The following is a 19,485-nucleotide window of genomic DNA, read 5'->3' on the forward strand; positions in this document are numbered from 1 at the left end:
CTCCCCCCCTCTCCGAATGAGATGGCTCGCCTATGCGCAGACTGGATACCACCTCCGCCCGGCTCTTCGTGGCGATCGCCGAGGAAGGCAGTATCGCGAAGGCCGCCGCCCGCGAACATATCGTCGCCTCGGCGGTGAGCAAACGGCTTTCGCAACTGGAGTCGATGACGGGCGTGGCGCTCGTCGAGCGGGGCCAGCATGGCATCCGGCTCACGCCTGCCGGGGAAGCGATGGCACACCACGCCCGCATGGTCGTCCAGGCGCTCGACCATATGCAGACAGAGATGTCCGAGTACGCCCAGGGCGTGCGCGGCCACATTCGCGTGCGTATCAGCGCGTCGGCGCTCGCGGCCGGCCTGCCCTCGCAGATACAGCGGTTCGTCAAGCAGCATGCGGGCGTCAAGATCGACCTCGAAGAGCACGAGACGCCGTTCATCGTGCGCGACGTGGCCGAGGGTCGCGCCGATATTGGCCTCGGTCCCGATTTCTTCGGTCATGAAGGCTTGCGCCTGATCCCGTACAAGCGCTATGACCTCGCGGTTGCCGTGCCCGCGAAACACCCGCTCGCAAGACGCAGGGATGTCCGCTACGCCGAGACGCTGAAATACGAGCAAGTCGAACAAAACCAGGCCAGCGCCTTGTCGCAACTGCTGGACTACGCGGCCCGGCAAAGTTCAGCGGCCAAGAAGACGCGCATCCGGGTGCGGGGATTCGACAGCGTCTGCAACATGATCGGACTGGGATTGGGCATCGGCGTCGTACCGTCGTTCCTGGAAGCGACCTACGGCAGGATGCACAACCTGCGGTTCATTCCGCTTACCGACGCGTGGGCGCATCCGATGATCTGCATCATGATCAGGGACCTGGACAGCCTGCCGTCCGCCGCCCGCGCGCTGGTCGAGCACCTCGGGCGTCTCGCCTCGGCGCCGGATGCTCAGACATAGCAGGGGCCGTCGATCAGCGGATGTTCCTTCACGAACGCTTCGTTTATCACGATACCCACGCTCACGTCGTCATAGGCGCTGACGCATCCCTGCGCGTCGAGTTCGTAAGGCGGCCGGTTCGTCAGATGGTCGCGGAACGGATTGAGCACGGTGACATCGGCTTCGAAATAACCCGGCTGTTCGATCGCGCACAGAAAGTGGATCGATGTCGCCATGTTCGGCGCGGTGGTGGACGTATGCGGGTTGACCGAGATTTTTTGCGCGCTGGCCATCGCCGCGATACGCATGCCTTCGGTCACGCCGCCGGTCTTCGATAAGTCCGGTTGAACGAAACGCACCACGCCGTCATCGAGCAGCGTGTTGAAGTCGAACCGCGTGAAATGATTTTCGCCGGCAGCAAACGGTACCCGGCCGAGCGCCGCGCCTTGCGCATACGAGCGGCGGTCGTGGGGCGGAAACGGTTCTTCGAGCCAGCCAATGGCCGCTTCCTCGAAGGCCGGCATGACCTTCCTCACGTCCTCGACCGTGTACGCGGTATTGGCGTCCACCAGGATATCGACGTCCGGCCCCACCGCGCGACGCACCGCCTGGACCCGTTCTATGTCCCGCGCCGGCGTGTCGCCCATGCGCAGCTTGAGCGCACGATAGCCGATCCCGACAAGCCCGAGCGCTTCGTCCGCGAGCATGTCCGCAGGTTGCCAGCCCAGCGAAATGCCGCCCGCGTAAGCCTTGATCGGCTTGTTGGCGCCGCCGAGCAGGCGGTACAACGGCCATCCGGCTGCCTGCGCGCGGATGTCCCACAGCGCGCAATCCAGGCCGCTCAACGCCATGCTCGCGGCAGCGCCCACACCGTGACTGGCCAACTGCATCTTGTAGACGTAGGCCCAGATGCCGACCACGTCGAACGCATCCTTGCCGAGCACCAGATCGCGCAAGGTCGTATCGACGACACGGCTTACCGCCCCCGGACATCGGCCGTGATGCGCTTCACCCCAGCCCACGATCCCTTCATCGGTCTCCACGCGCACCAGCACGGCATCGCGCTTGACGGTGCGGCCGAGACTCAGCGTCACGGATTTGTCGGCAGGAACAGGAAAGGAAATGGGAAACGAACGAACCTCGACGATCTTCATGATGGCAGCCCCGATGAAAGCATGATGGACCGGCGCCCGGCATGCACGACAGGTGCAAGGCCGGGCGGCCGGGAAAGCCGTTCATTGCGTTGCGCGCTTGCGAAGCAGGTGGCCGATGCGTTCATTCATCATCTCGGTCGACCCGTCGGTGTAGCACAGCAGCTTCGCCGCGGCGAGATGCCGTGAAAGCGGAATCCCGGCGAGCAAGCCGTTCGCGCCCATCGCCTGGACGCACGCGGCAATGCCGCGCGACGCACAGTCATTGCCGAATTTCTTGGCCATCGCGGCGGCTTCCTGCGCGTCGGCGCCCGCATCGATCAGCCGGGCACCGCGATACGTCAGCAAGCGCAGGGCTTCAAGGTCCGTCGCCACATCGACGAGGGACCAGCGCAAGCCCTGGAAATCCAGCAAGGGCTGCCGGAACGCCTGGTGTTCGGCGCCATAGCGCAACGCGGCGGCAAGCGACGCGTCGAGCATGCCTGCGTTCATCGCCGCGACATGCACGCGCGCGCGATTCACTGCCTGCATTGCCGCCTTGAATCCCTGGCCGGGCGGATAGAGCAGCATGTCGTCCGGAACGAAGCAGTCTTCAAGCGTAAAGCCGCCCACGCCAATGGCGTGGCAGCCGTGCAACTCATAAGCGGGCAGCCGCGTGAAGCCGTCACGGCCGGCTTCCACGACAAAGCACGCAATCCCGTCCTTGCCGAGAGAGGCGTCCGTCTGCGCATAAGTCAGGCAGACATCCGCCACCGATGCATTCGATATCCACGCTTTCTCGCCATCGAGCCGCCAGCCGCCCGCAACCTTGCGCGCGCGGGTCGCAATGGCGGCGAAGTCGCTGCCCGCGCCCGGTTCGGTCATGGCCGTGCAACCGATCAGTTCTCCTTCGAGCATCGGCGCAACGAGCCGTTGCGCGACCTCCGGTGCGGCCGATTCCGCCAGCCTGACGATCACGTTGTGCTGCTGCATCAACGCAAAGGTGAAGGCGAGATCGTGCTTGCTGAACTCCTCCGCCATGCGCATCTTCGCCGAATACAGCAGGCCCAGGCCGCCTGATTCCCGTTCCAGTTCGACGCCGGCGAAGCCTTCGACGCAGGCAGCCCGCAAGGCATCGCGCGGCGAGGAACGCGCGTATTCCCATTGCCGGGCATGCGGCCCGATCGATATTTCGGCGAAGCGGCGGCATCGTTCGATGAACTCCCGCTCGGCCGCGGGCAGCGCGGAATCGAACTCTTCGGTCAGTGTCATCTTCAGGTGTCCGGATTGACTATGACGCGCCCCTCGACCTTTCCGTCGAGCAAGGCGCTCGCGGTCGGGATGGCTTCGGCAAGCGTAATCTCGGTGGCAATCGCCGCGATCATCTTCGGGTCGATCGCCCTGGACAGCCGCTCCCACGCGGACAGACGTTTCTCCAGCGGCGCCTTGACACTGTCGATCCCCGCCAGCGTGACGCCGCGCAGGATGAACGGCGCGACCGTCGACGGGAAGTCCATTCCTTGCGCGAGACCGCAGGCCGCCACGGCGCCGCCGTATCGGGTACCCGCGCACACATTGGCGAGCGTATGGCTGCCGACACTGTCGATCGCGCCGATCCAGCGCTCCTTCTGCAAAGGCTTGCCGGCCTCCGAAAGCGTGTGCCGGTCGATGATCTCCGCCGCGCCGAGCGCCCGCAAGCGCTCGGCATGTTCCGCGCGGCCCGTCGATGCGATCACGCGATAGCCCAGCCCCGCGAGTATTGCCACCGCAAAACTGCCGACACCGCCGTTGGCGCCGGTGACCAGCACCTCGCCCTGATCCGGCGCGGTCCCGGCGCGCTCAAGCGCTTGCACGCACAGCATTGCGGTGTAGCCGGCGGTGCCGATCGCCATGGCGTCGCGCGCACTCATGGACGCTGGCAACGCGATCAGGAAATCGCCCGGGACGCGCGCCTTTTGCGCGAGACCGCCCCAATGATTTTCCCCGACGCCCCAGCCGTTCAACAAGACTTTATCGCCCGCATGAAAACGCGGATGCTCGCTCGACTCGACCACGCCGGCGAAATCGATACCCGGGATCATGGGCCAACGCCTGACGACCGGACCGCGCCCCGTGATGGCCAGCGCGTCCTTGTAGTTGAGCGTGGAATATTCCACGGCGACCGTCACGTCACCCGGCATCAACTGCGCTTCATCCACGAAGGCCACGCGTGCCCGGGTCTCCGTGCCGTCCTGCTCAAGCAGCAGTGCTTTAAACATCGTGCTTCCTCGCTAGCGTCATGAAGAACATATTGGCGAACAACCGCATCGGTCCGGCATCGCGCGTCAGCTTCGCACGCAAGATCGCGCCTTCCCAGCCGATCCAGAAGAATTGCGCCAATGCTTCGGAATCCTGATCAGGGGACAGTTCGTTGCATGCGATTGCCTCGCGGAAACAGTCGGCGGTGCGATGCTGCCAGGCAAGCAGAACGGCTTCCAATTGATGCCTGAAACTGTCATTCAAACCGCCGAGTTCCTGTCCGAGATTGCCCACCAGGCAGCCGCGCTGAAAGCCGAAGCGCTCCATGCCGCGCACGGCCTCGTCGACGAAATCGCCCATTCGCTGCAAGGGCGAACGGGACGAATCGCTCAGCAGGCGATCCAGCTTGCGCTGGAAATACGCCGCATAGTTCTCTATGACGGCTTCGCCGAACTCATGCTTGTTGCGAAAGAAGTGATAGAACGACCCTTTCGGAACGCCGACCAGCCGCAGCAGTTCGTCGATGCTCGTCACCTGGAAGCCGCGTTCCGTGCACATCTGCGTGCCGCATCGGATCAGCGCCATGCGCGTGTCGGTACGCGCCGACGCACGGGCCTTTCGGTCGATTCGCGCAGGCGGCGCGGTGGCTTCGGTGGCTTCGGTGGGTTTGTGTCGAGTACTCATCAGATGGGCAGGCGGGTCCGTTGGGTCGTTGCGTTGGGTCGTCGGTTAACATTATTGTATTTTTGAACAGACTGGTCTATTCTTTTTTTGAATCGCGAGGCCGAGGTCTATTTCATCGAGCTTTGCAGCGAATTGCCGCCTGGATGACGCAGTGACGCAGGCGGCGCCGGGTCAGTACATCGTCGATCAGATTGGCGTCGGGTCACCCATGACACAAAGCGTTGCGCCGTTTTCCCTTCCTCTTCACGGGTTGCCCACGCCTTTGCACGAGCAAGTGCGAGAGCACGCGCGGCGCGCACCCGGCAAGGTGGCGCTGGTCTGGTACGGACGCGAAATCACGTACGCTGAGCTCGATCAATCGAGCGACGCATGCGCGGCGGTTCTGGCCCGCGAAGGGGTGAAGCAAGGCGAGCCCGTCGTCCTGTTCATGCAGAACTGCCCGCAATTCGTGATCGCATTCCTCGGCATCCAGAAACTGGGCGCGATCGTCAGCCCGTGCAGTCCGCTGTTCAAGCGTCACGAACTGGCGTATCAGCTTGGCGATCTGGGTGCGCGCGTCATCATCGCCGCGGATACGCTTTATCCGGTCGTCGAGCAGGTCCGGCACGAAACGGCCTTGCGAAGCGTACTGCTGGTCCACTATCAGGACATGTTGCCGGCGCATCCCACCTACGCCGTGCCGCAGGAGATCCGCCATTCCCGCGTGATCGCGCCGGGGACCACCGACCTGCTCGCGGAGATGGCGCGCTGCACGGACCCGCCACCGCGCCCTCGGCTTCACATGGATGACATTGCCTTGCTCATCTACACCTCGGGCACGTCGGGCCGGCCCAAGGGGGCGATGCTGAGTTACGGCAACGCCTGGTTCAAGACCAGCGGCATCACGAAACTGAGTGGTCTCGACGCGAACGGCGTGCACCTGGCCATCCCTCCCTTTTATCACATCTCGGGGATGCTCTATGGCCTGGACATCCCGCTCTTCAGCGGCGCGACCTCGGTCCTTCACTACCGCTTCGACGCGGTCTCGACCCTCGAGTCCATCGCGCGGCACAAGGTGACCTACTGGAAAGCAATCGCGCCGATGCTCGTGGCGCTCATGGATGCGCCCGACGCCGGGCGCTTCGACCTTTCGTCGCTGCAAACGACGAGCGCGTCGAGTTTCGGTATCCGCATGACGCAGGCGCTCTCGCTGCGCTGGCAAGCCTTCACGGGCTGCATGGCAACCGAAGCGGGCTACGGTCTCTCCGAAACCCATACGGGCGATGTCATCACGCTGCCCGGCACGGTGCGCTGGGGAACCAACGGCCGCCCGCTTCCCGGCGTGGAATGCAGGATCGTCGACGCGTTTGACGGACGCGATCTTCCCGTGGGCGAGCACGGTGAAATCGTCCTGCGCAGCCCGGGCAACTTTCACGGCTACTGGAAGCAGCCGGAGAAAACCGCTGAAACCTTGCGCGACGGCTGGCTGCATACCGGCGACATCGGCAAGCTGGACGAGGACGGTTACCTTACCTTGCTTGGCAGAACGAAGGAAATGATCAAGGTTTCAGGCTACAGCGTCTTTCCCGAAGACGTGGAAGCCATCCTGGTCCGGCATCCAATGGTGCGCCAAGCGGCGGTCGTCGGCATGCCGGATGCGAACCGCGGCGAAGTGGTGAGGGCTGTGGTGGTCCTGAAGGGCGAGGCGTCCGGCTCGGTCAGCGAGAGTGAGCTGATTGCCTGGAGCCGCGAGAACATGTCGGCCTACAAGGTGCCCCGTCAGGTTGAATTCCGCAGCGAGCTTCCCACCACTGCTTCCGGCAAGGTCATGCGCAGGATGCTTCTGGAATAGTGGTCCGTGTGTTTTCACGCCGCCGATCGTCTGCAGTCAGCAGTCAGCCGTCGATCAAGGCACCCGACAATCGCGCCGGCGAGCGCGACCCGACAATATCAATGGAGACGTTCATGACAGTTTCGCGATTTCCTGTCGGCATGGCGGGCATGGCGGGCACGCCGCCCCGCTGCTGTAGTGGTCCCTGCACGGTATCGCAACAGATCCGGCAAGGAGGACGATGATGCCCGATCACGCCTTCCATACGCTCGGCTGGGTACGCTGGCGCCGCCTGATGCCCGTCATCTTCCTGCTCTACACCATTGCCTACTTCGATCGCGTCAATATCGGCATGGCGCTGCCGAGCATGTCGCATGACCTCGATCTGTCGTCCTCGCAAGCGGGCTTTGTCGCCGGGGTATTCTTCTGGGGCTATCTGATCAGCTTCATTGCCGGAGGCTGGCTTGCGCCGCGCTTCGGGGCGAAGCGCACGATCCTCGGCGCACTGCTGCTCTGGGGTTTCTTTTCGATGTCCACCGGCCTCGTGCGCAATGTCTATGAGCTGTCCCTTGCGCGCTTTTTGCTCGGTCTGGCCGAGGGACCCGTATGGGCGTCGATGTCGCTGCTGCTATCGCAGTGGTTCGTCAAGTCCGAGCGAGGCCGGGCCTTCGGCTTCTGGAACCTGGCCATCCCGTTCGGCGCGCTGCTCTCCGGTCCGATCTCGGGCTTCGTGCTCACCCACGCGAACTGGCACACCATGTTCGTACTCGAAGGCCTGCCGGCGTGGCTCTGGGCGATCGTCTGGTGGAAAGCCATTCCAAGCGGCATCGAGACCGCTCATTGGTTGCCCGATCACGAGCGCACGGGCCTTGAAAAAGGGCTTGCCGAAGAAAAGGCCGCCTTCGCCGGCGCGGGCTTGTCCAAACGCTGGCGCGATGTCCTTCGCCAGCCCGCGGTCTGGCTCTTCATGGCAACGTACTCGATGGCCAACATGGTCGCCTATGGATTCGGCCTGTGGCTGCCTTCGGCCATCAAGGCGGCCAGCGCGCTGAATGTGAGCCCGCAGATGATCGGCTGGCTCAATGCGCTGCCCTATCTCGCGAGCGTGCTCGGCCTGCTTTTCATTACCCATAGCTCGGATCGCTTCCAGGAGCGCCGGCTGCACGTGGCCATCCCGCTCGTCCTGATCGGCGTGCTGCTCTATGCCGGTTCCCGTCTGGGCGCCCATCTGATTCTCTTGCAAATGGTGGTCTTCACGCTGATCGGCTTCTTTCTGTTCATGAATGTGCCACTCGTCTCGGCTCTGATCACGGACATCTTTCCCCGCGAACTCGCGATTCCGACCATTGCCGTCACGGGTGGGATCGGCAATCTGGCGGGAGGGTTCATCGGGCCACTGCTGGTGGGAGGCCTCAAGCAGATGACCGGCAACTTTTCGCTGGCCTTTGGCGTGCTCGGTGCGGTCGGCATTCTCGGTGGCGTCTTTGTCTCCGCTGTGCGCCCTTTGCGTCTGCATCAGTCCGATACACAGAGCAGTCTTGCCACAGACGGACGAGCCAAGCAGAGTTAATCGCGTGCGTGGCGCGCCCGTCTTGCCCTTCTTCCGGGTAATGACCAGAACCATCCTGGCATAAGCCGCCGTGGGCCCGTCGTTAGATCGACTGTGCCGGCTTCACGCCACGCAGCGGGAAACGCCGGGCCTCAGTCTTGGCATGCCGGTGCTGGCCGAATTGCCCGCGCACGCTTGCAAGCTGATCGCAGCGCGCACGCTTCATTGAGCCCGCTTCCCCGATGCCGACACCAGATAGAGGCGAACGAGTTCACGGATTTCGGCCATCAGCATGGCGCGTGCGGCGGCCTCTTCGTTGGCAATACTGACCACTCCCTTAAGCAGGTGGAGCAGGACCACCGCCATGACCTTCGCCCTCGCCGGGCTCAGGTCGGGAAGCGCCTGGCGCAGGATGTTCGCCGCGCCCCCGCGCATCGCCTGGCGAAACCGCTTGCGTTCGTCGACGCTGCCCCCGCGTGCATCCACCAGCGCGACCGCGAAGCTGCGCCGCGACTGAAGCACGAGCATGAAGTCGACGAATGCATCGGCCACGCTTTCAAGCGTCATGTCCGGTACCTGCTGCTCCAGTTCAGCGAGCCCCATCTTTACTTGCTGCGCGTAACGAAGCAGCAACGCGTCGGCGAGCGATTCCTTGGACGGAAAGAATCGATAAAGCGAGCCGATCGCGGTCCCCGAGCGGGCGGCGATCTCGGTCATGGTGGCCGAGTCATAGCCTTTTTCCGTGAACACTTCGACCCCGGCCTCCATGATCGCGGCGACGCGCAGGCGCCCCCTTTCCCTTTTCGGTTCGCAAGCGCGCGGGGAGTCCTGAGTGGGCGTAGACGAAGTCATGCTGCTCTTCCGATATGCGAGTATTTGATAGGTATTCCTCGCATATTAGCATGCCGCGTGATTCGGACTGTCTCTACTCGCCGACTGCTCTATCGTGCTTCAGTCGTTCCTGGGTTCATGCATTCTCGTTGACTTATGCGAGGATGCCCTCTAACATTGTTTGCGAAGATGCCCTCGCAAAAGTGCCGCACTTTCCACGCAGACCGGCTGGCCGCTCGCCTTCGCTGACTGTCGGCACGTACGACACTTTTCCCCGACGCCCTGAACGGACCGTCGCATACATCGCATAAGTTACAACGGCACAACCCACGTCTCGTTCGCTCATGACTCAACAAACGCTTCAACGGCCCTCGGGGTGGATTGAAAGATCGAGGCCAGCCGTCCAATGGACTGCGCTCATTGGCCTCTCGCTCGGGTTCGGCGCCGTCCTCTTCTGGCTCGGCGTGCCCGCTGCCATGCTGATCGGTCCGCTGCTGGCGGGAATCGTTATCAGCGGCAATGGCGGAAAACTGCGGCTTTCCCGGCATGCATTTGTGCCGGTGCAGGGGATCATCGGCTGCATGATTGCCAGGATGCTGCCGTCATCAACCGGGGGCGAGCTTGGCGTCCATTGGCCGGTCTTTGCAGCAGGCGTTTTATCCGTGATCGTGGCAAGCGGCATCCTCGGGTGGGTTCTGGTCCGCATGCGTGTCCTGCCGGGTACGACCGCCCTGTGGGGCGTCAGCCCGGGGGCGGCAACCGTGATGACCTTGATGGCCGAGGCCTTCGGCGCAGACGCGCAGTTGGTTGCGGTCATGCAATACTTGCGAGTCCTCATGGTTGCGGCAATCGCTTCCGTCCTGGCGAAAGTAGTCGGTGCAAACCCGCATCACGCCGTGGCGGCCGTCACCTGGTTTCCTGCAATCGCGTGGCTGCCGTTCGCCAAGACGCTTGCCCTCGCGGTGCTGGGTCCTCTCCTCGGACAACGGCTGCGAATCCCCATGGGCCCGATGCTCGTGACCCTCGTGGCGGGCGTCGTCATGGTTCACCATGGCTGGCTGAGCATCGAACTGCCGCGCTGGTTGCTGGCCATTGCCTATGCATTCGTGGGCTGGCGAATCGGCCTGAGATTCACACGCCCTCTTCTCGCTCATGCCGCTCGGGCGTTGCCCCGCATCATTGCATGCTCGCTGGCCTTGATCGTGGTGTGCGGCGCGATAGGCGCAGTGCTTGTGGCGGTAGCCGGTGTCGATCCCCTCACGGCCTATCTGGCGACGAGTCCTGGAGGCGCAGATTCTGTCGCGATCATCGCGGCGTCGAGCAACGTCGATGTCCGCTTCGTGATGGCCATGCAGATGGCGCGCTTTGTCGCCGTGCTGGCCATTGGACCCGCCACCGCCAGATTCCTCGCGCGGCGCGCCACGGCGAACGCGAACGTCGCCGCCGCCGCTTCATCAACAGATAACAGATAGCAGATAACTGAGGCGGCGGCACGGCGCGTCAGCCCCATTCAATTTCCTACTACCATCGAGGTAATCACATGCAGCACGTTTGGGTGTTTCTCGCCGGAGCGCTTCTGTGCAATTGCGTCCCGCACCTTGCTTCCGGCTTGCAGGGGTTTTCATTTCCTACGCCGTTTGCCCGGCCAAGAGGCGTGGGAAATTCTCCGCCGATCGTCAACGTCCTGTGGGGATTCGCCAACCTGGCCCTGTGCCTTCTGATCGCCGCGCGCCACGCGAGCATGCCGGATATCGGGCTGGATGCCGTAGCGGGACTTGCAGGCGGCCTTGTGATGGGGATCTACCTGTCGCTTCATTTCGGCAAGGTTCAACGCGACAAGCAACTGAGCTGACAGCGACCGGCATTGCAGGGAGATTAAGAGGACACTGTTCCTCAGCGGGGAATTTTGAATGCTGACTTGTTCCCCTATATTCCTGCTCGTCGCGCGCCCATAATCCAGGCAGCCCACCTCACCTGTCGAAGGTCCCATGCGCCTGCTTCACGTCATCGCGTCACCACGCGCCGAGCGTTCCGCTTCGCTCGATGTCGCCCACGGTCTCATCACGCACTGGCGTGCCCGCTATCCACAAGGCGAGGTGGATACCCTCGATGTCTGGCACACCGAATTGCCGCCGTTCGATGGCCCGGCGCTCGGCGCGAAATACGCCGGTCTCGAGGGCACGCCGCTGAGCGCCGAACAGGACCAGGCGTGGCAGCAGATCGGGCAACTCGCCGGGCGCTTTACACGCGCCGACGGCATTGTCATCAGCACGCCAATGTGGAATTTCGGCATTCCGTACAGGCTCAAACATCTGATTGATGCGGTGTCGCAGAAGGACCTGCTGTTCACGTTCGACGGACAGAGCCTCAACGGTTTGTACGGTGCATCAAGACTCCCTGCGTGACCCGACGCCGCCCACAACTTCACGCGTCCACATGCGATAGCGTGTGGTACCGGCGCCCGAAGTACACGAGTCCTGCCTGCTTTCCCTCGCTGTCGCCGATGGCTTGAACCTGGCAGAACAACACGTCATGGGTTCGCTGCTGGACGACTTCCATCACTCGACAGTCGAACGCCACCAATGCATCGCGGAGCACAGGCGCACCGGTCTCAAGCGTCCCCCAGGTTCCAGCAGAAAACCGCTCCTTTGCGGTCGTCTTGCCACCGAAGAGGCGCGACAATTCCTCGTGCTGGTCGCTCAGCGTGTTCACGCACAGCACGCCGTTGTTCAGTACGCGTGCATGCAAAGATGAAGTGCGATTCACGCACACCAGCAATATGGGCGTACTGTCGGTCACGCTGCATACGGCCGATGCTGTGAAGCCTGCGCGACCCGCAGGGCCATCGGTTGTGACGACATTCACCGCGGCACCGAGTCGAGCCATTGCCTCGCGATAGATTGTCTGCGCGATGGTCTGTGTGGCTTGCCGTGTCGATGCCCGCCCGCTCGACTCGCGAACGCCTAATACATCGCGTAGATGAAGTTCGACACCTTTTGCGTTTGCACGTCAGTCGCCCGGAGTGCGTTCGCGAGCTTGCGGAAATCCGGTTCCAGCGCGGCAAGCGGTTCGAGTCCAAGCCGATGCCAGATATCCACCAGCGACGTGATCGTATCGGCCTGGCTGATGATGGGTTCAGGCTCGAACACATCTTCGAAGTAGGACTCGCAACTCGGGTCCGCCTTCACCGGAATGAACGGCGAAACGACTGCCTGAAGCGGCGCAAGCTTCGAAGCGAAGAATTGATTCAGGTCGGCGTCAGTCAAGTTCATACTCCAGTTTCCAGGAATCGTCGGTTTCAGTCACCGTCTGTTCAGCGCGATGCAATGCATAGTCACCCAGGACAAGCACGTCGATTTCCGTTCTCATGAAGCAGCGATACGCGTCCTCCGGCGTGCACACGATCGGCTCGCCGCGAACATTGAACGAGGTGTTCACGAGGAGCGGACATCCGGTCAACGATTCGAACGCTTTCAACACGGAGAACATGCGCGGATTGACGTCCTCCGTCACGGTCTGAATACGGGCGCTGTAATCAACATGCGTAATGGCAGGAACATCGCTTCGCACCGCGTTGACGATCTGAAGCATGTCGTCGGGATCGGAGGCGGCATCCGGAGTCAAACGATGAGCCTCTTTGACTGGCGCCACCAGCAACATATAAGGGCTGTCCGAATCGAGTTCGAAATACTCGGACGCGCGCTCCCGCAGAACGATCGGCGCAAAAGGCCTGAACGATTCGCGAAACTTGATTTTCAGATTCATGCGTGACTGCGTCGACGCGCCGCGCGGATCTCCGAGTATGGAGCGGCCGCCAAGCGACCGGGGACCGAACTCCATGCGCCCGGAAAACATCCCGACGATCTTCTCCTCGGCGAGCAATGCCGCAATCTCTGCCGCGCCACCGTCTGCACTGTCGAGTGGGTGATACACCGCACCCGAACGCTGCAGGAAAGCAAGGATTTCGTCGTTCTTGTATTCAGGCCCGATGAAACTGCCACCCTGAGAGTCCGAGTCCGCCGATATGGCCGGCCTATGCCCCCCTGACATCTCGAAGTCCGCGAGATACGCGGCGCCAATGGCGCCGCCGGCGTCGCCCGCCGCGGGCTGTATCCATATTTCATCGAAAATGCCTGCGCGCAGGATCTTGCCGTTGGCTACACAGTTCAGCGCGACACCGCCCGCGAGGCACAATTTCGAAGCGCCGGTGAGCGCTCGCAAGAACCTGCAGATCTTGAGCATGACTTCTTCTGTCACGCTCTGGATCGATGCCGCCAGATCCATTTCGCGGCGGCTGATTCTGGACTCCGGCTGGCGAGGTCCTGCACCGAAGAGTTCGTGAAAGCGATCGTTGGTCAGCGTCAAACCCCGGTGATAATCGAAGAAATCGAGGTTCAGCCTGAATGAGCCATCAGCTTTGATATCGATCAGGTGGTCCTTGATCTTGTCGGCGTAAATGGGCTGGCCATAGGGTGCAAGTCCCATCAACTTGTACTCACCACTGTTCACCTTGAAGCCGCAGTAGTACGTAAAGGCGCTGTAGAGCAGCCCGAGAGAATGCGGATAGCGGATTTCCTTGAGGATATCGAGCTTGCTGCCCCGGCCTACTCCAAGGCTCGTGGTAGCCCATTCTCCGACGCCATCGACGCAGAGCACCGCAGCCTCTTCAAAAGGGGACGGAAAAAAAGCCGACGCGGCGTGTGAATAGTGGTGGCGCGCAAAGTAAATGGGCACGTCGCAGTTGAGCATTTCCTCAACCTGCTCCTTGAAATAAGGTTTTACTCCGAAAAACGATTTGACGGCCTTCGTGAAGAATTTTTCCGACTCGGGTGCAAATGCAATCGAGGATCTGATGATCCGGTCGGCGGTCAATGCAGGATCGTCGTAGAAAGCGATTGCGGCCAGGTCGCTGCCGTCCATCTCCGCCTCTTCGAGGCAATAATTGATTGCCCCACGCGGGAAACCCGGATCGTGTTTGCGCCGGGTGAATCGCTCTTCCTGCGCTGCCGCAATGATCTTTCCGTCTTTCAGGATCGCCGCGGCTGAGTCGTGATAAAACGCCGAGATACCCAGTACGTATCGTGTCATTATTTTTCCCCGAGCAACGGTGCGAGATATCTGGCTATCGATTCACCGATCGTTTTATGCGCCAGTGGCGTCAAGTGAACGTCCGATTGAAATCGGAACGATCTCCGGACGTCGGCGGGGTAGGGCCAAAGATCATCTATCACGTGATGGACGGGTGCCCCGGTCGCATTCGCAAACTCATTGAAGCGTTTGCGGACGTCCGCATAACTTGCGGTCTTTTCCACGTACTGGTAGACGGGAATCACCGCGATCATGACCGGCACGTTCAACTCGCTCAACTCGGATACCCACTTGGTGAGAATGGCTTGCATAAGCCGCCAGCCATAGTTATCCGCCGAGTCGTAATCCGGAAGGGGCTGGAATCGCGTGAGTTTCTGGACCTTGTCCTTGAAGCCGGGTCCCAACTTGTTCACCATTTTTCGGGCTGTCGCGAGGACGTCCACCCCACCCTGGTCCGCCACTTGTTCCGATCCTTTCTTCTGCGGCACCGGGACTGGCACCCCCTTCAGGCTCAACTCGCCGGACGAAGATAATTCGAACCACGGCTTGGATACGTATAGCGATTCTCCCGAGCGGTCCGTCCATTCCCGCGATTTTGCGACGTTGCGCTCAATGTTCTCCACGAGGACGCTGATCACCACGGCGTCATATTCGATCTCTTCCGCATATTTCTGGAAGATCAGATATTGCTGGTCGGTACCGCTGCCGCTCAATCCGAAGTTCAGGACTTCCGCATCTTCAAGCGTTTGCTCCAGAACGTCTGAATACCGTTTGCCGTTGCTGACGCCATCCCCCGCCGTGTAAGAGTCGCCGAACACAAGGACCCGGCGTGCCTGGGGCTTTTTAGACGTCACTTCGTTATCGCAACGGAAGCCCTCTTTATTGGTCTTGACAAGGTAACCACCGCCCTCATGGGGGATTCTCACTTTCAGACCCGGTGCGAATTTGTACCCGAGGATATCGTCGTGCTGCATCAGTTGCCGGTGCAGCGGTGGAATATCTGCGCGCGCATTCATTGATTGTCTCCGTCTTAATTATGTAGCGCGGTCTTGTCGGTTTTGTCGGATCCCAAAACTTATCGTCCTGGTGCCGCCAAGGATTCGACTAGCGCGCTAATCTTGTGTACGAGATTGTGTGGCGCACGACTAGCTGTCGATGTGCGGAGCCACACACTCTTGATCAGGTGCCATGACACGTCTCGTCCGGCGTGTCGGCAAGCCAGTTTGCTGCGCATTGCGTATCGATGAATCAAACATGAGCGGCTTCTCCAACAAACACGCCATTGACCACTACGGGCAAGCCATCAATCAATACGTGGCGTGGTCTTCCGCTAAGCAGCAGTTTGACGAAGTGAAGACTGTCGTAGCCGCCGTAGAGATCGGACGGTCGATCGAAAAGGCAAAGATCGGCTTTCATATTCGCCGCTATTGCGCCGATGTCGTTGAGTCCAAGTGCCGATGCAGCCGAGTGCGTGAGCGCGTCGACGAGTGCGTTGCAGGTTTGCGTGTTGTTCTCGGACGCGTGCATCAGCGTTGCCGACGACATGAGCATCGATGCATGCAGATTCAGATCCGCGATTGAATCCTTGCCAAGGGAAAGACCTATCGCGCGATCTCTGAACGATGGTGTCGTGCAACCCTGCCCAGTCGACGGTTCGCTCATGGCCTTGGGTGCGCACACGAGACTCGCTGAAGAGTCGCGCAGCATAATGACGTCTCGACGAGAAAGCTGAGAAAGCTCGAAAATCGTCACATGGGCTGTCAGAATGTGCAGATACGAAAGAAGGCCGACTTCCGAAAAAAATCGCGTTTCCACATAATTTTGGGCGTCGGCTTTTGTCCCGGAAAGCCGCACACAAAGCCGCCGCCCCACTCGCTCGGCAAGTGACGTGACTGTTATCAACGACGACGCCGACCATATTTCTCGAGGAACCACGGCAGGCAATAAGGTGCATCTGTCGAATGCCCTTGAATTGGCGGCCCGCTCGAATCTCTCCAATGATTGCCTGTCGATTCCTGCGGGTCCGGACTGGCTCTCCGCTAACTCAACGTAAATCAGCCGTCTTACGCTGCTCTCGCCTTCGAATCCGTCGCAATCGGGTAAGTCGCGATTGAACGAACCGGCAGTCGTGATTCCGCAGCGCGCGAGTTCGTGCGAGTATTCAGGCCAGTCTTCTTGATCCAGGCCAGTATCGGCATTAATGAATCCCGGCACGCAGACAATCTCATGGCCAGGAAGAACCTCCGTGCGCCGCGATGTTTTCGGCGGGAGGATACGTTCTATTTTCGCCCCGTCTATTTCGATGTCGCCGCGCATAAAGCTATGCGTGGTGGAATCGAAATACGACGTATCGACTATCACCCATTGAGTCGTACGGCCGGCAAGGTTCTCTAAAACGCTCATGTTGCACCTGTACAGTAGGAGAACGAAGCTGCCGTGGTGCGCTGCCGCAATGGCCTTTGTCTTTGTGTTCTCGAACATTGCGCAGCGACGTTGAGAATCGGCCGAGTCACCATCGGCCGCGTCAGCAGATACCAGCTTTGTTCATTTCCATTTTCTGATTCAGATGCGGAGCGTTGCCGTTGACACGCCGACCGTTTATGGGACCGCGTTGCAACGCAATAAGTTGCTCTTGAACGAGATGATCTCCGGACATCAACGGGGAAGTCCCGTGCCTGGCCATCGGGTGATAAACCCCACCATGTAGCGGCCTCGGCATGCACCATGGGCCGCCCAGGCAAAGGCGGACGCGCTGCGTGCGCAGTCATAGATCGTCTCCAGTTCATTCGGGCATGGCGGCTTCGCACTTGCGTACATGCATACGACCGCCGCGCCCATATTTTGTTGAAAGTGTCTATGGCTGAGGAGAAAGGCGATGTGCGGAGCCACACAATCTATTGCGAGTATCCACGGTGCGTATATGTATTGGTCTCTCTAAAAGCCATGACTCGTCCGTTGTCACAGAGAAGGCATTTGGTTTAAGGAAGGTCTGCAAACCTGCTGGATTTACCTGCAACAGGCATTACCTTGATGACTAGAAGATATTGCAATGACGCAACTACATCTCGCTGAGCCAAGCGCGTGCATTCGCTTGTGCAACGCAGCGCGGTGACCGACGCCCTCACCGTAGACCGCGTTAATTCCGTTACTTCGCAATCTCGGCGCCGTAGGAAAAATCGACTTTAATTCTAAGATTTTATTTGTAGTGCAAACTAAATTAAGTCATCAATTCGCATAAGTTTGCATGGCTTCGTCAACTTATCGCGAGCGAGGCGTAGTAGCAGAAGGGACGCGCGTCCCTCAGAAAGCGTGGGGTAGATTTTGGAAGTGTTGCCGGATCGACCCAAAGATCGAGAGGAATGCCTGCGTGCCTTTCAGGTCGAAAAAGGGTTCGCGAAAGCCGCACCCGCTCCGAAGAAAGTCCCGCTGGGGCATGCGGCGTTCGCGTATCGGCTGATGAGTGTTTTCAGCCCTATTGTTCAGCCCGGCCGCTGCTTTGACGAACGCGTGCGTTACGTTCGTCGGCTCCGGGTTGTCGGCTCTTGCCGCCCGATAGCCAACCATCCCGCAAACATGAATGAATAACGGCCCATCCTGCTTAAAGGCCAACAGGCTGGACCGATACTGTATCGAGCATTCGCTGCTTGCCGGTCAGCACGTGGAACTCGAACGCCTCTGCGGCCTGAGTGGCCTGGCCGTTACGCAGTGCATCGAAAATATTGCGATGCTCGTTTGCCGAGCGGCGCATCTGCACGGGCGAGTAAACGCCTTTGTGAAGGTACAGCGTCAATTCTTCTTCGACTGCCCGGTTCACTTTTATCAGTCGCGGGTTCTTGGTTGCCAGCATCAGATGATGATGAAACTCGATGTTGAGGCTTTGATAAAGGTGCGCGTCATGAGCCTCGCTCGCGAGGTCCATCCGCGCGAGCAAGTCGCACAGCGCACGCTCCTCGTCGCCCGTCATGCGCAATGCCGCCAGCCGGCCCGCCGTACGCGCCAGGCCTGCGCGAACTTCGTACAAGTCCATGGCCTCCTCGAGAGAAAGACGCCTTACATGCGCGCCGCGATTGGGCACGATCTGCACGAGACCGGCTTGCTCGAGCGCGCGGAGCACCTCGCGCGCCGAGTTGCGCCCCACGCCGATATGGTTGGCCAAGGCCTGCTCGTTGACGCGTTCACCGGGTCGCAGTTCCCCTCGTTGAATCATTCCACGAACCTGTTCGCGTATTCCATCGAGCTTCGAGGTTATCGTCTCGGGCGCACGTGCATTCGTTTTGACTTCTATGACGGGTCCATCTCCCGACATGGTTTTTGTTTGCGGCATGTTCAATCCATTCGTACGCGGTCGGCAATCGGCTCAATCGGCTCAATCGGCTTCATGATGTCACCGTCTGGCCGGCGGCATGCAGCGGGATCGAGCGAAGCATGACCGAGCGAGCCTGCGCACCCGCCATGAGGAAGGCCAGATCGGATCCGCTGAGAATGAAGCGCGCGCCCTTCTGGATATAAGCCGTCATCAGCGCCTCGATATAGACACCCCCCACGCCCGCCACCTTCCCGTGTTTCGCGCAGGCGGCGCACACGGCGTCGATCGCTGCGTCTACCTGCGGATGGCCCAGTTGTCCCGTCACACCCAACTCGGCCGCGAGATCCGTCGCACCGACAAGCAGCACATCGATACCCGGCACCGCCGCGATTGCATCGACATTTTCCAGACCCTCTCGTGTCTCGATCATTGCAACGACCAGGACTTCGTCGTTCACGGCCCGCACGACATCCGCGATGGGATGCGCCTCGAAGCCCATTTGCGGCAACAGGCCTGGAATGGAACGGCTGCCGGCCGGCGGGAAACGGCACATGTCGGCAATGCACGCGGCCTGCGCGGCGGTGCTGACATGCGGCACGACAATGCCCATCGCACCGTTGTCGAGGAGCCGCGTTGCGTGAAAGGATTCATGACCCGGCACACGGATGATGGGTGTCACGCCGGACGTGAGCGCGGCCTGGCAAATTTGCGCCGCGGCATCGACATCCATCGAGTTGTGCTCCATGTCGATGAAGAGCCAGTCGAAACCGCTGGTGTGCGCGATCTGCGCGATATCGACGGTGCGCGCCTGCCGCAACCCCATGCCCAACGCCAGTTCTCCGGCAGCGAGACGCGCTTTCGCGTGATTCCTGATGCTCTGCATGGATGATGCCCCTTCGCGGGTGCGCCTCGCCTGCCCAGCCGTC

At 60.9% G+C, this 19,485-nt stretch carries 18 protein-coding genes and 2 pseudogenes; 7 read left to right on the plus strand and 13 right to left on the minus strand.

Going from position 1 to position 19,485, the window contains the following annotated elements; genetic code table 11:
• Positions 1-32: 32 nt before the first annotated feature.
• A complete protein-coding gene (locus tag ACSQ36_RS31480; protein ID WP_436185062.1) occupies positions 33-944 on the plus strand; it encodes a LysR family transcriptional regulator in 912 nt (303 codons plus the stop codon).
• Here the strand turns inward: ACSQ36_RS31480 and ACSQ36_RS31485 are convergent.
• From ACSQ36_RS31485 to acuR, 4 genes are all read right to left on the minus strand, one after another.
• Entirely contained in the window at positions 935-2,077 is a 1,143-nt protein-coding gene (locus ACSQ36_RS31485) for a mandelate racemase/muconate lactonizing enzyme family protein (protein ID WP_436185063.1), read from the minus strand. The two genes, ACSQ36_RS31480 and ACSQ36_RS31485, sit on opposite strands and share 10 nt — an antisense overlap.
• 81 nt (positions 2,078-2,158) lie before the next feature.
• Positions 2,159-3,325: an acyl-CoA dehydrogenase family protein gene (locus tag ACSQ36_RS31490; protein ID WP_436185064.1), complete on the minus strand. Its 1,167-nt coding sequence runs from the start codon at positions 3,323-3,325 to the stop codon at positions 2,159-2,161.
• Positions 3,326-3,327: 2 nt separating this feature from the next.
• Positions 3,328-4,311 (minus strand): acrylyl-CoA reductase (NADPH), encoded by a 984-nt coding sequence (gene acuI, locus ACSQ36_RS31495; protein WP_436185065.1) that lies wholly within the window; start codon positions 4,309-4,311, stop codon positions 3,328-3,330.
• Positions 4,304-4,975 carry an acrylate utilization transcriptional regulator AcuR gene (gene acuR / locus ACSQ36_RS31500; RefSeq protein WP_436185066.1) on the minus strand — a complete coding sequence of 224 codons (672 nt, stop codon included), beginning with the start codon at positions 4,973-4,975 and terminating at the stop codon, positions 4,304-4,306. The genes acuI and acuR overlap by 8 nt, the downstream gene beginning before the upstream one ends.
• A 208-nt stretch (positions 4,976-5,183) precedes the next feature.
• Here acuR and ACSQ36_RS31505 point away from each other — a divergent pair, with 208 nt between their 5' ends.
• From ACSQ36_RS31505 to ACSQ36_RS31515, 3 genes and pseudogenes are all read left to right on the plus strand, one after another.
• Positions 5,184-6,806 carry an AMP-binding protein gene (locus ACSQ36_RS31505; RefSeq protein WP_436186426.1) on the plus strand — a complete coding sequence of 541 codons (1,623 nt, stop codon included), beginning with the start codon at positions 5,184-5,186 and terminating at the stop codon, positions 6,804-6,806.
• Between the two features lie 220 nt (positions 6,807-7,026).
• Positions 7,027-8,355, plus strand: coding sequence for an MFS transporter (locus ACSQ36_RS31510; protein ID WP_436185067.1), 1,329 nt, complete (start codon positions 7,027-7,029; stop codon positions 8,353-8,355).
• 86 nt (positions 8,356-8,441) lie between these two features.
• Positions 8,442-8,563 (plus strand): annotated as a pseudogene (locus ACSQ36_RS31515) (polyamine ABC transporter ATP-binding protein); the annotation flags it as partial.
• Here the strand turns inward: ACSQ36_RS31515 and ACSQ36_RS31520 are convergent.
• Positions 8,557-9,186 carry a TetR/AcrR family transcriptional regulator gene (locus tag ACSQ36_RS31520; protein WP_436185068.1) on the minus strand — a complete coding sequence of 210 codons (630 nt, stop codon included), beginning with the start codon at positions 9,184-9,186 and terminating at the stop codon, positions 8,557-8,559. The pseudogene ACSQ36_RS31515 and the gene ACSQ36_RS31520 overlap by 7 nt on opposite strands.
• A 323-nt stretch (positions 9,187-9,509) precedes the next feature.
• Here ACSQ36_RS31520 and ACSQ36_RS31525 point away from each other — a divergent pair, with 323 nt between their 5' ends.
• The 3 genes from ACSQ36_RS31525 (at position 9,510) to ACSQ36_RS31535 (ending at position 11,570) form a co-directional block, all read left to right on the plus strand.
• On the plus strand, positions 9,510-10,637 hold the full coding sequence (locus tag ACSQ36_RS31525; protein WP_436185069.1) for an AbrB family transcriptional regulator: 1,128 nt from the start codon (positions 9,510-9,512) through the stop codon (positions 10,635-10,637).
• Between the two features lie 68 nt (positions 10,638-10,705).
• The gene (locus ACSQ36_RS31530; RefSeq protein ID WP_436185070.1) at positions 10,706-11,017 is read left to right on the plus strand and encodes a hypothetical protein; all 312 of its coding nucleotides are present in this window, start codon (positions 10,706-10,708) and stop codon (positions 11,015-11,017) included.
• A gap of 136 nt (positions 11,018-11,153) precedes the next feature.
• Positions 11,154-11,570: an FMN-dependent NADH-azoreductase gene (locus ACSQ36_RS31535; protein WP_436185071.1), complete on the plus strand. Its 417-nt coding sequence runs from the start codon at positions 11,154-11,156 to the stop codon at positions 11,568-11,570.
• Positions 11,571-11,589: 19 nt separating this feature from the next.
• Here ACSQ36_RS31535 and ACSQ36_RS31540 read toward each other — a convergent pair whose 3' ends face one another.
• The 8 genes and pseudogenes from ACSQ36_RS31540 to ACSQ36_RS31575 form a co-directional block, all read right to left on the minus strand.
• The gene (locus tag ACSQ36_RS31540; protein ID WP_436185072.1) at positions 11,590-12,051 is read right to left on the minus strand and encodes a flavin reductase; all 462 of its coding nucleotides are present in this window, start codon (positions 12,049-12,051) and stop codon (positions 11,590-11,592) included.
• Positions 12,052-12,128: 77 nt separating this feature from the next.
• A complete protein-coding gene (locus ACSQ36_RS31545) occupies positions 12,129-12,437 on the minus strand; it encodes a hypothetical protein (RefSeq protein WP_213763673.1) in 309 nt (102 codons plus the stop codon).
• Positions 12,424-14,253: a carbamoyltransferase family protein gene (locus ACSQ36_RS31550; protein ID WP_436185073.1), complete on the minus strand. Its 1,830-nt coding sequence runs from the start codon at positions 14,251-14,253 to the stop codon at positions 12,424-12,426. The genes ACSQ36_RS31545 and ACSQ36_RS31550 overlap by 14 nt, the downstream gene beginning before the upstream one ends.
• Positions 14,253-15,269 (minus strand): SGNH/GDSL hydrolase family protein, encoded by a 1,017-nt coding sequence (locus ACSQ36_RS31555; protein ID WP_436185074.1) that lies wholly within the window; start codon positions 15,267-15,269, stop codon positions 14,253-14,255. Before ACSQ36_RS31555 ends, ACSQ36_RS31550 begins: the two co-directional genes overlap by 1 nt.
• A 232-nt stretch (positions 15,270-15,501) precedes the next feature.
• A complete protein-coding gene (locus ACSQ36_RS31560; RefSeq protein ID WP_436185075.1) occupies positions 15,502-16,656 on the minus strand; it encodes an amidohydrolase family protein in 1,155 nt (384 codons plus the stop codon).
• A gap of 921 nt (positions 16,657-17,577) precedes the next feature.
• Positions 17,578-17,808, minus strand: a pseudogene (locus tag ACSQ36_RS31565) (hypothetical protein); the annotation flags it as partial.
• 43 nt (positions 17,809-17,851) lie between these two features.
• The gene (locus ACSQ36_RS31570) at positions 17,852-18,577 is read right to left on the minus strand and encodes a GntR family transcriptional regulator (protein WP_436185076.1); all 726 of its coding nucleotides are present in this window, start codon (positions 18,575-18,577) and stop codon (positions 17,852-17,854) included.
• A gap of 52 nt (positions 18,578-18,629) precedes the next feature.
• Complete coding sequence (locus ACSQ36_RS31575) at positions 18,630-19,442, minus strand: HpcH/HpaI aldolase family protein (protein ID WP_436185077.1); 813 nt, start codon at positions 19,440-19,442, stop codon at positions 18,630-18,632.
• Between the last annotated feature and the right edge of the window lie 43 nt (positions 19,443-19,485).

Origin of the sequence: Caballeronia sp. LjRoot34 (genome assembly GCF_964253815.1) — a bacterium.
Classification (GTDB): Bacteria; Pseudomonadota; Gammaproteobacteria; order Burkholderiales; family Burkholderiaceae; genus Caballeronia.

Coding starts and splice junctions, on each gene's coding strand:
- ACSQ36_RS31525 (WP_436185069.1), top strand. CDS start 9,510: ATGACTCAACAAACGCTTCAACGGCCCTCGGGGTGGATTGAAAGATCG.
- ACSQ36_RS31550 (WP_436185073.1), bottom strand. CDS start 14,253: ATGACACGATACGTACTGGGTATCTCGGCGTTTTATCACGACTCAGCC.
- ACSQ36_RS31560 (WP_436185075.1), bottom strand. CDS start 16,656: ATGAGCGTTTTAGAGAACCTTGCCGGCCGTACGACTCAATGGGTGATA.
- acuR (WP_436185066.1), bottom strand. CDS start 4,975: ATGAGTACTCGACACAAACCCACCGAAGCCACCGAAGCCACCGCGCCG.
- ACSQ36_RS31555 (WP_436185074.1), bottom strand. CDS start 15,269: ATGAATGCGCGCGCAGATATTCCACCGCTGCACCGGCAACTGATGCAG.
- ACSQ36_RS31485 (WP_436185063.1), bottom strand. CDS start 2,077: ATGAAGATCGTCGAGGTTCGTTCGTTTCCCATTTCCTTTCCTGTTCCT.
- ACSQ36_RS31530 (WP_436185070.1), top strand. CDS start 10,706: ATGCAGCACGTTTGGGTGTTTCTCGCCGGAGCGCTTCTGTGCAATTGC.
- ACSQ36_RS31480 (WP_436185062.1), top strand. CDS start 33: ATGCGCAGACTGGATACCACCTCCGCCCGGCTCTTCGTGGCGATCGCC.
- acuI (WP_436185065.1), bottom strand. CDS start 4,311: ATGTTTAAAGCACTGCTGCTTGAGCAGGACGGCACGGAGACCCGGGCA.
- ACSQ36_RS31545 (WP_213763673.1), bottom strand. CDS start 12,437: ATGAACTTGACTGACGCCGACCTGAATCAATTCTTCGCTTCGAAGCTT.
- ACSQ36_RS31570 (WP_436185076.1), bottom strand. CDS start 18,577: ATGCCGCAAACAAAAACCATGTCGGGAGATGGACCCGTCATAGAAGTC.
- ACSQ36_RS31510 (WP_436185067.1), top strand. CDS start 7,027: ATGATGCCCGATCACGCCTTCCATACGCTCGGCTGGGTACGCTGGCGC.
- ACSQ36_RS31575 (WP_436185077.1), bottom strand. CDS start 19,442: ATGCAGAGCATCAGGAATCACGCGAAAGCGCGTCTCGCTGCCGGAGAA.
- ACSQ36_RS31490 (WP_436185064.1), bottom strand. CDS start 3,325: ATGACACTGACCGAAGAGTTCGATTCCGCGCTGCCCGCGGCCGAGCGG.
- ACSQ36_RS31535 (WP_436185071.1), top strand. CDS start 11,154: ATGCGCCTGCTTCACGTCATCGCGTCACCACGCGCCGAGCGTTCCGCT.
- ACSQ36_RS31540 (WP_436185072.1), bottom strand. CDS start 12,051: ATGGCTCGACTCGGTGCCGCGGTGAATGTCGTCACAACCGATGGCCCT.
- ACSQ36_RS31520 (WP_436185068.1), bottom strand. CDS start 9,186: ATGACTTCGTCTACGCCCACTCAGGACTCCCCGCGCGCTTGCGAACCG.
- ACSQ36_RS31505 (WP_436186426.1), top strand. CDS start 5,184: ATGACACAAAGCGTTGCGCCGTTTTCCCTTCCTCTTCACGGGTTGCCC.